This window comes from Streptococcus sanguinis (assembly GCF_026781265.1).
Lineage (GTDB): Bacteria > Bacillota > Bacilli > Lactobacillales > Streptococcaceae > Streptococcus > Streptococcus sanguinis_T.
The window spans coordinates 1-11,908 of sequence record NZ_JAKUVC010000003.1 but is presented as its reverse complement, the minus strand read 5'-3'; the positions used below and the strand labels follow the sequence as shown (position 1 = coordinate 11,908).

Here is an 11,908-nt window from a genome sequence, read left to right as displayed (position 1 = left end):
TGTCTCCTTTACAAGTTCCATCTACTGCCTTCAGTAAGGCAGCTGCTACAGTGTTCACAAGAGCAGAACTGCTCACTTCTTTTCCTTTTTCTTCAGTATTGGCTTGGGTTTGAAGATATTTTCCTTGGTCGGTTCCATCCCTTTGCTGAAAAAGCTATAGATAATGAAAGCTACTCCTGCGACAAGGATCAAGATTCGTCCAAAGATCAGTCCCGCCAGCAGTAAAACAAGTCCCATTATCAAAAATTTCGCATCAATTCGTTTCATAGCCTACTCCTGTTCACATTATAGTCTCATTATATCACGCCTAAGAAAGCAATTCAAATCTAGGAGAAGGCTATCAAGTAGCTTGTCAATCAAAAAGAACAGGTTGCCCTGCTCTTTCTGAAAAATATAAGGAGACTAATTTAAAACACCTGCGGTTCTCATACATGGAATCGTTCTTTACCATCAAGATAAGTAGCTACCAGCTCTAAATCTTTATCTAAAACGATAAAGTCAGCATCGTAGCCTTCCTTAATCTGTCCGCAGACATCATCAATATGGACGGATTTTGCCGGAATCAGGCTAGCCATCATAACCGCCTGATGAGGATTGGCAATGCCCCATTTGACCACATTTTTCAATCCGTCCTTGAGCTTGAGAATGGAGCCCGCTAGATTGCCCGTTGACTTAAGCCGAGCAGTTCCTTCCGCCACAACCACTGGAAATTCTCCCAGCATGTAGTCACCATCTTCAAGACCTCCTGCGGTCATACAGTCAGTAATGAGGGCAATATTTTCATGTCCCTTCTGCTTAAGCAAGATATCACAGGCCTTAGGGTCAACATGGTGGCCGTCACAAATCAGTTCCGCATAGGTGTGGGGCAGCTCGTACATGGCACCAACCATGCCCAGCTCCCGGTGGGTCAAGCCCCGCATACCATTGTATGCATGCACCCAGACACTGGCACCTGCTTCAACCGCAGTTTTGGCTTCATCATAGGTTGCGTTAGAATGCCCCAAAGCAACGGTCACGCCTTCATCAGTCAGCGTGCGGACAAACTCCTCCACGCCATCACGCTCTGGCGCGAGAGCAATCTTATTGAGCAAGCCATTTGCGGCCTTCTGCCAAACACGAAACTCATCCATGCTAGGATCTTTCATATAGGCAGGGTTTTGGGCGCCTTTATACTTCTCGGTGAAATAAGGCCCTTCAAAATAGAGACCGCGAATCTTGGCCCCACTGGCTTCTTGATAGCGAGCACCGATATTTTCAGTTACTGCTAAGAGCCGCTCATAGGATGAGGTCAGGGTTGTTGGTAAAAAGCTGGTCACACCGGTAGTCAAGAGACCCTCACTCATGGTATGAAGAGTTCCTTCGATATTGTTGTCCATCACATCAACACCGCCAAAGCCGTGAATATGAGTGTCCACCAGACCTGGTGCAATCGAGTAGCCGCTGTAGTCTATGACTTCTGCATCCTGCGGAACAGACTGCACCAGCTTGCCAAACTTGCCGTCAATCAGTTCTAAATAACCGCCCTGACGGATTCCCTGAGGATAGAAAAATTGATCTGCTTTGATATATGTAGGCATAAGACTGCCTCCCTTTTTCTTGACTTCTGTATTCTCTGCCATTCAAAGCGGAATTCTGTGATAGAGCTAGCATCTTTCTAAAGCTGCTTTCTACCCCCCGCTTTTGAATCTCTGAGTTTTCTTGACTATATTATAACTCTTTATTTTTTATTTGTAAATGGTATATACCTATTTTTGCAAAAAATTGTTATATTAAATTAAAAAATAAGAAAACCCAGCCATAACAGCTGAGTTTCTGCTTTACTTTTTATCTAAATCGCGCAGCATCTGGTCGATTTTATTGCCATACTCGATGGATTCGTCCTTGACAAAGGTCAAATCTGGAATCTTGTACATTTTCAGATTTCGACCCAGCTCTCGCTTGATGGTACCGGTCGCTTTTTCCAGACCGGTCTGAGCTTTTTGATTATCAGAGGCCAGATTGCTCATAATCGTATAGTAGACCTTGGCCATGGATAGGTCGCCCAGCATTTGGACATCAGTGATGGTCACTCCCTGCACCCTCGGGTCACGAACTTTCTTCTGCAAGATTTCATTGACTTCGCGCTTGATTTCCATGCCTACACGGTCTATACGAAAATTATTTGCCATGAGATTTCCTTTCTAATTTTTCTCTTTTGCAATATAAGCTAGGCTAGGCCTAGCTTATATTTTAGTTTTAATGAATAAAATTTGATCTAAACTCTTTGTGAAAAAAACGTGGGATTAGAAGTACAGACTTCCACCAAATACGACTTTCACTGCGAGTTTTTAACGGACTTCTTATTTTATTTCTTAATTTCTTCCATGATGTAGGCTTCAATCGTGTCATCTACTTGGATGTCGTTGTAGCCATTAATCATGAGTCCACCTTCGCGGCCATTAGTAACTTCCTTAACATCATCTTTGAAGTGCTTGAGGCTGGCAAGATCCCCATCGTAAATCACGACGCCATCACGGATAACGCGAACCTTGGAATCACGGGTAACTTTACCGTTGATAACCATAAATCCACCGATAGTACCAACCTTGGAAACCTTGAAGGTCTCGCGGATAAGAGCTTCCCCGATGATTTTTTCTTCGTATTCTGGGTCCAGCATTCCCTTCATGGCATCTTCCATTTCCTCGATAACCTTGTAGATAATGCTATGGAGACGGATTTCGACATCATCAGCTTCTGCCTGCTGGCGAGCTTGAGATGTAGGACGCACGTTAAATCCGATGATGAAAGCATTTGAAGCTTCTGCCAGTGTTACGTCAGATTCATTGATAGCACCAACCGCTGAGTGGACGATGGTAATCTTAACGCCTTCCACTTCAATCTTTTGCAGGGAAGCAGACAGGGCTTCTACTGAACCTTGCACATCAGCCTTGATGATAACATTGACAGACTTGACTTCACCAGCTTTGAGGGTATCAAAGAGATTTTCCAGACTGACGCGGTGAGTAGCTTGACGCTGTTTGAGAAGGGCACGTTTAGCACGTTCTTCACCGGCTGCACGCGCAGCTTTTTCATCTTCATAAACCGCAAAGTGGTCACCAGCCATCGGAGTTTCATTGAGACCAGTGATGGAAACCGGTGTAGATGGTCCAGCCACCTTCACGCGACGGCCCAAGTCGTTGGTCATAGCCCGAACCCGACCGAAGGTATTACCAACAACGATTGGATCCTGCACATTCAGAGTTCCCTGCTGAACAAGCAAGGTTGCAACCGCACCTTTTCCTTTATCCAAACGGGCTTCGATAACTGTACCAATCGCTCGAACAGTCGGATCTGCCTTGAGTTCTTGGATTTCTGCCACCAAGAGGACTGTTTCCAACAAGCTGTCAATATTTTGATTGAATTTCGCTGAGATTTCAACAAATTCAGAATCTCCGCCCCAAGCTGTTGACATGACACCATGCTCAGCCAATTCACCAATCACGCGCTCAGGATTCGCTCCCGGCTTATCAATCTTGTTGATGGCTACGATGATTGGGACATCAGCCGCCTTGGAGTGGTTGATAGCTTCAATCGTTTGCGGCATAACACCGTCATCAGCCGCTACGACCAGGATAGTGATATCCGTAACAGAGGCACCACGGGCCCGCATAGAAGTAAAGGCCGCGTGTCCAGGCGTATCCAAGAAAGTAATCTTCTTGCCGCTTTCCTCGATCTGGTAAGCACCGATGTGCTGAGTAATACCACCTGCTTCACCTGTTGCTACGCGAGAGTTACGCAGGGTATCCAAGAGGGTTGTTTTACCATGGTCAACGTGTCCCATGATGGTGACAACTGGCGGACGCTCTACCAAGGCATCTTGGTTGATATAACCTTCTTCTACGAAGAAGCGCTCAATGTCAGCTGTGTCAACTTCCACCTTCTTCTTAGCTTCGATACCGTAGTCCACCAAGAGGAGCTCAATAGTGTCGCCGTCAAGAGATTGGTTTTGCGTTGCCATGACGCCCATCATAAAGAGTTTCTTGACAATTTCAGCTGGCTCGCGCTTGATGCGTTTTGCAATTTCTGCAACGGTCATTCCGTCTGTATATTCAAATTCAGTTGGCAACTCATGGAACTTACGTTCTGTAACAGGTTTTGGTGCCTGATTATTGTTGCCCTTTCCTTTTTTATTTTTCTTGTTTTTATTCCAATTACTATTTCTTTGATTTCTCACTTGATTTTGACTGCTTCGATTCTTTTGTTGTTTTCTTGGACCTTCTTCTTCGCGATCAAAATCATCGCGCTTCTTATCTGGTCGAGCTTGCTTCTTACGACGCGTATTCACAGCGGCTGGCGCTGCGCTTGGATTCGCTGCTGGAGCAGATGGGGCCGGTGCAGGCTGAACTGGTGCACTTGCTTCTGCCTTAGGCTGCTCCTTGCGGCGGTTTTGCCGTTCCAACACTTCTTTTGCTTCCTGAGCTTGCTTAAAGCGGTCCTCGCTTGAGCGAGCGTATTCAGCATTCTGCTCTGCTTTCAAAGCTGCTGCCCGTGCCTTAAAGTCAATCTTCGGACCTTGAGGCTGTTGGCGGTTTTGACCGTTAAATCCTTGACGATTCTGACCATTGCGGCGGCCATCTTGACCACGATTATCGCGACGGTCATTTGGACGATTGCCCCTATCTCGGTCGTTGCGGTTTCCGCGATTCTTATTTCGATTATCGCGGTCCTCACGCTTGCCTTGCTCTTTGTTTTGTGGTTTGCGGTTGCCTTGCTGCTTCCGACGCTCTGCCTCTTCTTTGGCTCTCGCTTCACGCTCTGCCTTAAAGTTCCGGCTTTGCGGGCGCTTGACAGGCGCTACCGTTTCTGCTTTCGCTTCTGGCTTAGCAGCTGCTTTTGCTTCTGTCTGTTCTGCCTTGACTGGTGCCGCCTCCTCTTTGGCAGGAGTTTTTTTCGGTGATGGCTGAGCTGCTGCAGGCTTTTCTTCAGGAGCTTGAGGTGCGGCTGCTTTCTTGAAGCTGGATTTGATTCGCTCACCAGCGTCAGCTTCTACGCTGGATGAATGACTTTTGACATCTAGTCCCAGCTCCTTCGCACGAGCCACTACCTCCTTGCTTTCTTTTCCCAGTTCTTTGGCGATTTCATACAATCTTACTTTAGACAAATCTTGTCCTCCTCTTCTATTACATAAGAGACCTCATTTTCTTTGTAAAACCAGCATCTGTCACGGCGAGCACTTTTCTGGCCTTGCCAATGGCAGAGCTTAATTCCAGTGTTGAAAACACGGTTGATACTTCTACTTGGTAGTAACGACTTTTATCAGTGATTTTCTTGCTGAGATTAGGAGCTGCATCCTGGGCCAAAAAGACCAAATGTGCTTTTCCCTCCTGAATAGCCTTGACGGTCAGCTCCTCACCAGAAATGATGCGGCCAGCCCGCTGAGCCAGTCCCAGCAAATTTGCAAGTTTCTCTTTATTCAAGACCTAACTCTCTTCTTTTGACCTTATGATCGACATAAGCGATTAACTCATCATAGAAAGCCTCGTCCACTTCCATACTAAAGCTGCGGTTAAAAACCCGCTTCTTCTTAGCTTGAAGGGCTTCTTGATTATCCAACTTGATATAGGCTCCACGGCCGTTGGCCTTGCCTGTCGGATCGATAAAGACTTGACCTTCCTTGTTCTTGACAATCCGCAGCAAATCACGCTTGTCAATCACTTCGTTGGACACCACTGATTTTCTTAAAGGGATTTTTCTTGTTTTTGCCATTCCAGCCCCCTTAATCTAGTTCTTCAGCTTCGCTTTCTAAACCAGCTGTTTCTAGTACAGTTTCCTCTGCTGCTGCGTCAAAGTCAGTTGCTTCTGCTGCTGAAACTTCTGTCTCTAGAATAGCTGCATCCGCAAGAATTTCTTCTGCTTCCTGAGCAAATCCGCCCAGTTCATTGGCTGCTTCCATTTCTTCAAACTCAGTGGCAGACTTGATATCAATTCTAAAGCCTGTCAAATGAGCTGCTAAGCGTACGTTCTGTCCGCGACGACCGATAGCCAGAGAAAGCTTGCTGTCCGGTACGACAACCAAGGCCCGCCTGTTATCTTCTTGATTAAAGATAACCTGGTCAACTTCTGCAGGAGCGATAGCATTATAGATAAATTCAGCTGGATCTGCGACCCACTCGATGACGTCGATATTTTCTTCAGTCGGCACCATACGGCCGCTCTTGGGATCGTATTTGGCAGGATGGAACTTGCTAGTAATTTTCTTGATATTGGCTCCACCGCGTCCGACGATGGTTCCGATGGCATCCACATTAGGGTTGTGGCTGCGAACGGCTACCTTGGTCCGATCGCCCGCTTCCCGTGACACGCTCATGATTTCCACAGTTCCGTCATAAACTTCTGGGATTTCCTGCTCCATCAAACGCTTGATCATTTCTGGATGGCTGCGGCTGACAAAGACATTGACACCGCGAGGATTGTCTTCTACTTTGTAGACAAAGACTTCGATGCGGTCATGAGAGGCAAAGACCTCACCAGGAATCTGGTCTTGTTTCGATAACTGCGCTTCAATGCTGCCAAGATTGACATAGATAAAGCGATTGTCAAAGCGCTCCACAGTTCCTGACATGATTTCATTTTCATGTTCTTTGTAGGTATTGTAAGTGATTGCTCGGGTCTGCTTGCGCATCTTTTCCATGATGGTTTGCTTGGCTGACTGAGCAGCGACACGGCCAAATTCAGCTGGCGCTTCTTCAAATTTGATCTTATCTCCTAATTCATAGGCTGAACTGATAGCCAAGGCATCTTTGAGGCTGATTTCCAAACGGCTGTCAAAGACCTCGTCCACGACTTCGCGAACAGTATAGACACGGAAATCTCCTGACTTTTCGTCAAACTCAATGGCTGCGCTGTCTGCCTGACCATAGCGACGACGATAGGCTGAGCGGAGTGACTCAGTCACTGCGTCAATGATATCTTCTTTCTTGATTCCTTTGTCTTCTTCCAAAATGCGGAAGGCCTCTAGCATTTCTTTACTCATTTTCATGTGACTTTTGCCGAAACAAAAGTGTTCCTTTCTTTTCTATATTGCTTCTGCGGCTAAAACTTAACGGCTAATCTGGCTTTGGAAACCAGACTGTAGGGAATTTCGACTTCTTTTCTGCGAGTCTTGTCCAGATATTCCATTTGCAGAACATCCTCTTCAAAGCTCAGCAAGGTGCCTTCAAAGACTTTCTGCTTGTCAACAGCCTTATAGAGACTGACATGGATATAACTGCCGACTGCATCGGCTAGCTGTTCCTTGGTCTTGAGCGGACGCTCCAAGCCTGGACTGGTCACTTCCAGAAAATACTGTTCCGGGAAAGGATCTGGCTTGATTTGATCCAAGAGCGGACTGATAATATCCGTCAAATCCGCTGTATCATTGACCGTAATACCTTCGGGCTTATCTACAAAGACACTGAGAACGTAGTCCCCGCCCATCTTTCCGTACTCAATATCGACTAATTCATAGGGGGGCAGAATGGCTGGTTCAATAACCTCCCTCACCAATTCAACAATCGTTGCGATATGACGACACCTCCTCACAGATAAGAGGCGAAGATACTTCCTCGCCTCTCTTTCCTTATTCATTACTAGTATTATAGCACGACAAGTCCCAGAATGCAAGGGAAATGTGCCATGCAAGTTTTTAAAGACAGAATGCAACTTAAAATACTCTTATTTTTAAGTAGAATTCTTTCCTAATAATTGAGTCTTCAAGGAATATTTCCTCGAAGACTCTTTCTTATTCAAACGCTGCTTCCACCCGGTAGATGACTTGTCCCTTGTTAGCAAATTTCTGCTCATACTCGGTCAGGACATTATCCTCGAAGTCGCTGGCATGCAAATCCAACCACACGCCCTTTAACTTCATACCATACTGTGAAAAGCTTACTAGGCTATACTCAAAAAGACCGCGGTTGTCCGTTTTGAAATGGATTTCTCCATTTTCCGGCAAAATCTGCTGATAGGTTGACAGAAAGGACTGATAGGTCAGACGACGCTTTTCATGACGTTTCTTTGGCCAAGGATCCGAGAAGTTCAGATAGAGACGGTCAATCTCGCCCTCTTCAAAATAATCAGTCAGATCCGAACCGTCCACCCATAGAAGTTTGATATTGGACACATCCGTTGCTAGCACCTTGTCCAAGGCATAGCTGAGGACCGATTTCTGGATATCAATCCCGATGTAGTTGATCTCAGGATTGGCCTTGGCCATGCCGGACACAAAAGCTCCTTTGCCACTGCCAACCTCTACATGAATGGGATGGTCGTTGCCAAAAATCTCCTGCCATCTGCCCTTGGCGTCTGCTGGATTTAACATCACATACTGGGGATGCGCCTCTAGCAGTTCCGTCGCCCCCTTACGATTCCTTACTCTCATTGTCCTCTTCCGTATTTGGAACGGAAGTTTCGTAATGCGTAAATCTCCCGGTTCACATTTTCTAAATCATTATTTTCATAGTATTTGGCAATCTGCATCAGATAAGAATACTGACCAAACCAGTATAGCTTATTGAAAACAGTCTGATTATACTTATAGCCATAAGCGCTCAGCCACTCTTGCCAACCTGAATCAGGCACATAATGGCTCAAAATATGTGCTACATCCATCATCCTGTCTGTCAGGCGAACAGAATCCCAATCCACCAAGTAAATAAGCCCGCTGTCGGTCTCCACCCAGTTGCTGTGGCGCACATCTCCATGAACGATGGTCGCATAGTCCTCACGAAAAGCTGGTACAGTCTGGCGTAGGTCGCGGATTACTGATTGCAGATATTGATTATTCCTCAAAGCAAGCGGCACTTGATTGACCCAAGCATTTAGCAAATCAGTTGGCGTTTCCAGTGTATAGCCCAGCTTGGTCAGCTGCGTCATCAACGGGCGCGAGCGATGCAGCCGAGTCAAAATATTGATTACCTGCTTTTTGGACATATCATTTGGGGTCAGAATAGTGCCTGAAAGCCACTCCTGTCCACTCATTACGTTGCCGTCCGGCATCCGGCGGCTCCACAAAAGCTGCGGTGCGATTTGTTCTCGAGCTAAGCCTGCTAAGATAGGGGTTGTATTCATCTTGACGAAAACGCGCCCCCCGTCCGGATAAGTCCCCATATAGGCCTTTCCGCTCTTACCAGCTATCGGTGTCAGGGTCAGCTCGTTATCAACCAAGTCCATATTTCCCCTCCGTAAAAAGTTTCTTTATCATTTTACTAATTTTAACTCTTTTAGTCAACCAATCTACGTAACTTAAACGGCAGATAGAACAGATAGAGTAGGGCAGTCGCTCCTAGCATGGCCAGCACTGCTGTCTTGTCTTGGAAAAAGATCAGAGCAGTCAGCACTTCAGCCAAGAGAACACTGCTGCCAATCGAAGTGATAATTTGTCTTGCTCCCTTCAGCTTTTCCCCTCTTTCTATCGGAAAAAGCTGGGTCAAAAACTGATAATCAAAAGCTTCGTACAAGGCTGTCAGCTGGAAGAGCAAGAGGTAATTGAACAAGACCGCAAAAGCTGCAGCAATCCAAGCTTGGCTGACAAAAACCAAGGCCAAAAGATCCAAAAAGAGCAGTCTTAAGGTCAGAGCAAAGAAGTCTCCATTTCGCAAGTAAGAGCGCAAAAAGAGATTCTGCCAGGTCTTGCTATGCTGCTTGCCCACAAGCCTTGTCAAACCATCTAGATAGGCCCGGCGCTTGACACTGTTTGAAATGCCTTTAACATTGGTAAAGAGAGCAAAGAAGCGCAGAATCGTCTGCTTTCGAGCAGCTTCATAAGCCACCAGAACCTGCCAATCTAAACCATTTTCAGTAAAGAACTTCTTGGCCTTAGCCTGAAACAAAAACCATTTCAAAACTAGCATAAGGAGACAGTAGAGCCCGAAGCCCCAAACAGACAATCCCAGAGCCAGAAAAAGCGGAGCTAATAGTAGCAATAGCACAGTCTGTAAGACTGCATACAAGAGATAGGAACGTAGAATCTGAGCCTTGATAAAAGCTCTGACTTCTGCTTCTCTGACCAAGAGAAAGAGAGCATCCGGCTTTTCCAGATAGGTCGCAATCCGTCCAAAAGGCAGGATAAAGACCGACAGAATAGCCAGACTAGCAATAATGGGTAGGTGATTGGTCGGAAAATGCCGCAAAAGCTGACTGTACTGAACACCTAAAAATCCCATAAAAATCAGCAGAAAGAGCACGAAATGATCATTAAAAACATAGCGCAGGTACTTCAGACACTGCTGACGAAAATCCTGCTTTCGTTTGGCAAATAATTCTTTCATAGCGCCGCCTCTTCTGTCAGGGCTAGATAGATGTCATTCAGACTAGCATCCGGCATTTGAAATTGAGCACGCAACTCAGTCAAGCTGCCCTTGGCCCGTACTTGACCCTTGTGCAAGATTACAAAACTATCGCACATCTTCTCGGCAGAGTCCAGAACATGAGTGCTCATCAGTATCGACTTGCCCTTCTTCTTTTCCTCATCTAAGAGTTGGATAAGGTCTGCAATAGCTACCGGATCCAGACCCAGAAAAGGTTCATCCACAATAAAAAGGCTGGGATCAACTACAAAAGCACAGATAATCATCACTTTTTGCTTCATCCCTTTTGAAAAGTGAACAGGGAACCAATCCAGTTTTTCCTTGAGCCGGAACATTTCCAATAGCTTATCCACGCGCTCAAAGGCTGTCTCCTGCTCAATGTCGTATGCCATAGCTACCGTCTCAATGTGCTCGCGCAGGGTCAATTCTTCGTAAAGACTAGGCGTTTCCGGAATAAAACCGATCTTCTTGCGGTAATCACTGGGATTGGTCCGCAGCTCCAGTCCATCAATTTGAATCTGCCCCTTATAAGGCGTCAGAAGACCAATAATCTCATTGATAGTAGTGGACTTACCCGCGCCGTTGAGACCAATCAGACCAACCAGCTGGCCATTGCCCACTTCAAAGCTGACATCCTTTAAAACCGGGTTATTAACATAGCCGCCCGTAAGCTCTTTGATTTCTAACATATTTTCTCCGAATTCTGGTATAATGGTTCTTATATTATAACAAAATCTAGCGAATAGAGGTACCATTTATGGCTGATTGTATTTTTTGTAAAATTATTGCCGGAGAAATTCCTTCTTCTAAAGTCTATGAAGACGAGAAAGTCCTTGCTTTTCTGGATATTTCCCAGGTAACACCAGGTCATACCTTGGTTGTCCCTAAAGAGCATTTCCGAAATGTGCTGGATATGGATGCAGACAGCACCAGTCAGCTCTTCGCTCGCGTACCTGACATTGCCCGTAAGGTGATGAAAGCCACAGGCGCAGCTGGTATGAATATTATCAACAACAACGAAGAAATTGCTGGACAGACTGTCTTTCATACCCATGTGCATTTAGCACCACGCTACAGTGATGCAGATGATCTCAAGATTACTTTCGCAGCCCACGAACCAGACTTTCCAGCTCTGGCCGAATTAGCTGAGAAGATTGCGCAAGCTTAAGGAGGGAATATGAAACTTTCAAATATTTTCCTATTTATCGGTGCCGCAGCAGCCAGCTACAAGCTAGTTGAAAACCGTCAAAAAATTCAAGAAGAAATCATTGAAACAACAGATAGTCTAGACAAAGTAAAGGACAGTCTAGCCAATATCCAACGAAATATTGCCATCATTCAAGAGCAAAAAGAGCAAGTCAAAGACATGGCCCAAGATCTTACTTATAAATATAAAGTCCTTGAAAATCAAGCTCAAGTACAAATCCAGCAAGTCAAAGACATCTGGGAAAAGTACGAGTCTTGATAGAGAAAAGGTGTCTGATAGGGTAACAATAATTCCAATCAGCCACTGCGTCAAGGACTTTCCGCCATAACCAAAAGAGACCGAGACATTTGAACTGCACCCCAAAAGTTAGACAGAA

General features: G+C 45.7%; 14 protein-coding genes. 2 read left to right on the top strand and 12 right to left on the bottom strand.

Annotated features, from left to right (window positions below; all coding sequences use genetic code 11):
• Positions 1–72: 72 nt before the first annotated feature.
• The 12 genes from MK370_RS05440 to MK370_RS05385 form a co-directional block, all read right to left on the bottom strand.
• A complete protein-coding gene (locus MK370_RS05440) occupies positions 73–267 on the bottom strand; it encodes a hypothetical protein (protein WP_002903311.1) in 195 nt (64 codons plus the stop codon).
• Positions 268–425: 158 nt separating this feature from the next.
• Positions 426–1,577 carry an N-acetylglucosamine-6-phosphate deacetylase gene (gene nagA, locus MK370_RS05435; protein WP_268684477.1) on the bottom strand — a complete coding sequence of 384 codons (1,152 nt, stop codon included), beginning with the start codon at positions 1,575–1,577 and terminating at the stop codon, positions 426–428.
• A 240-nt stretch (positions 1,578–1,817) separates the two neighbouring features.
• The gene (gene rbfA, locus MK370_RS05430) at positions 1,818–2,168 is read right to left on the bottom strand and encodes a 30S ribosome-binding factor RbfA (protein ID WP_268684476.1); all 351 of its coding nucleotides are present in this window, start codon (positions 2,166–2,168) and stop codon (positions 1,818–1,820) included.
• A gap of 176 nt (positions 2,169–2,344) precedes the next feature.
• Complete coding sequence (infB, locus tag MK370_RS05425; RefSeq protein WP_268684475.1) at positions 2,345–5,140, bottom strand: translation initiation factor IF-2; 2,796 nt, start codon at positions 5,138–5,140, stop codon at positions 2,345–2,347.
• A 19-nt stretch (positions 5,141–5,159) separates the two neighbouring features.
• Positions 5,160–5,456 carry a YlxQ-related RNA-binding protein gene (locus MK370_RS05420; protein ID WP_002893557.1) on the bottom strand — a complete coding sequence of 99 codons (297 nt, stop codon included), beginning with the start codon at positions 5,454–5,456 and terminating at the stop codon, positions 5,160–5,162.
• Positions 5,449–5,745: an RNase P modulator RnpM gene (gene rnpM, locus MK370_RS05415; RefSeq protein WP_002893558.1), complete on the bottom strand. Its 297-nt coding sequence runs from the start codon at positions 5,743–5,745 to the stop codon at positions 5,449–5,451. Before rnpM ends, MK370_RS05420 begins: the two co-directional genes overlap by 8 nt.
• A gap of 10 nt (positions 5,746–5,755) precedes the next feature.
• Positions 5,756–7,012 (bottom strand): transcription termination factor NusA, encoded by a 1,257-nt coding sequence (gene nusA, locus MK370_RS05410; RefSeq protein WP_268684519.1) that lies wholly within the window; start codon positions 7,010–7,012, stop codon positions 5,756–5,758.
• A gap of 59 nt (positions 7,013–7,071) precedes the next feature.
• On the bottom strand, positions 7,072–7,560 hold the full coding sequence (gene rimP, locus MK370_RS05405) for a ribosome maturation factor RimP (RefSeq protein ID WP_326845081.1): 489 nt from the start codon (positions 7,558–7,560) through the stop codon (positions 7,072–7,074).
• Positions 7,561–7,759: 199 nt separating this feature from the next.
• Positions 7,760–8,398 carry a tRNA (guanosine(46)-N7)-methyltransferase TrmB gene (gene trmB / locus MK370_RS05400; protein ID WP_268684473.1) on the bottom strand — a complete coding sequence of 213 codons (639 nt, stop codon included), beginning with the start codon at positions 8,396–8,398 and terminating at the stop codon, positions 7,760–7,762.
• Positions 8,395–9,189: a cell cycle regulator CcrZ gene (gene ccrZ, locus MK370_RS05395; RefSeq protein WP_048773521.1), complete on the bottom strand. Its 795-nt coding sequence runs from the start codon at positions 9,187–9,189 to the stop codon at positions 8,395–8,397. Before ccrZ ends, trmB begins: the two co-directional genes overlap by 4 nt.
• A 50-nt stretch (positions 9,190–9,239) precedes the next feature.
• A complete protein-coding gene (locus MK370_RS05390; protein WP_268684472.1) occupies positions 9,240–10,286 on the bottom strand; it encodes an ABC transporter permease in 1,047 nt (348 codons plus the stop codon).
• Entirely contained in the window at positions 10,283–11,014 is a 732-nt protein-coding gene (locus MK370_RS05385; protein WP_268684471.1) for an ABC transporter ATP-binding protein, read from the bottom strand. The genes MK370_RS05390 and MK370_RS05385 overlap by 4 nt, the downstream gene beginning before the upstream one ends.
• A 68-nt stretch (positions 11,015–11,082) precedes the next feature.
• Here MK370_RS05385 and MK370_RS05380 point away from each other — a divergent pair, with 68 nt between their 5' ends.
• Together MK370_RS05380 and MK370_RS05375 are read left to right on the top strand one after the other, a co-directional pair.
• Positions 11,083–11,493, top strand: a complete 411-nt coding sequence (locus MK370_RS05380) for an HIT family protein (RefSeq protein ID WP_002893566.1) — start codon at positions 11,083–11,085, stop codon at positions 11,491–11,493.
• A gap of 9 nt (positions 11,494–11,502) precedes the next feature.
• Positions 11,503–11,790: a hypothetical protein gene (locus MK370_RS05375; RefSeq protein ID WP_061602575.1), complete on the top strand. Its 288-nt coding sequence runs from the start codon at positions 11,503–11,505 to the stop codon at positions 11,788–11,790.
• The last annotated feature ends 118 nt before the right edge of the window (positions 11,791–11,908 follow it).

What these genes read in the sequence shown, in the direction of transcription:
- trmB (WP_268684473.1), bottom strand. Translation starts at nt 8,398, where the DNA reads ATGAGAGTAAGGAATCGTAAGGGGGCGACGGAACTGCTAGAGGCGCAT.
- rbfA (WP_268684476.1), bottom strand. Translation starts at nt 2,168, where the DNA reads ATGGCAAATAATTTTCGTATAGACCGTGTAGGCATGGAAATCAAGCGC.
- MK370_RS05380 (WP_002893566.1), top strand. Translation starts at nt 11,083, where the DNA reads ATGGCTGATTGTATTTTTTGTAAAATTATTGCCGGAGAAATTCCTTCT.
- nagA (WP_268684477.1), bottom strand. Translation starts at nt 1,577, where the DNA reads ATGCCTACATATATCAAAGCAGATCAATTTTTCTATCCTCAGGGAATC.
- rnpM (WP_002893558.1), bottom strand. Translation starts at nt 5,745, where the DNA reads ATGGCAAAAACAAGAAAAATCCCTTTAAGAAAATCAGTGGTGTCCAAC.
- ccrZ (WP_048773521.1), bottom strand. Translation starts at nt 9,189, where the DNA reads ATGGACTTGGTTGATAACGAGCTGACCCTGACACCGATAGCTGGTAAG.
- nusA (WP_268684519.1), bottom strand. Translation starts at nt 7,012, where the DNA reads ATGAGTAAAGAAATGCTAGAGGCCTTCCGCATTTTGGAAGAAGACAAA.
- MK370_RS05385 (WP_268684471.1), bottom strand. Translation starts at nt 11,014, where the DNA reads ATGTTAGAAATCAAAGAGCTTACGGGCGGCTATGTTAATAACCCGGTT.
- MK370_RS05390 (WP_268684472.1), bottom strand. Translation starts at nt 10,286, where the DNA reads ATGAAAGAATTATTTGCCAAACGAAAGCAGGATTTTCGTCAGCAGTGT.
- MK370_RS05375 (WP_061602575.1), top strand. Translation starts at nt 11,503, where the DNA reads ATGAAACTTTCAAATATTTTCCTATTTATCGGTGCCGCAGCAGCCAGC.
- MK370_RS05440 (WP_002903311.1), bottom strand. Translation starts at nt 267, where the DNA reads ATGAAACGAATTGATGCGAAATTTTTGATAATGGGACTTGTTTTACTG.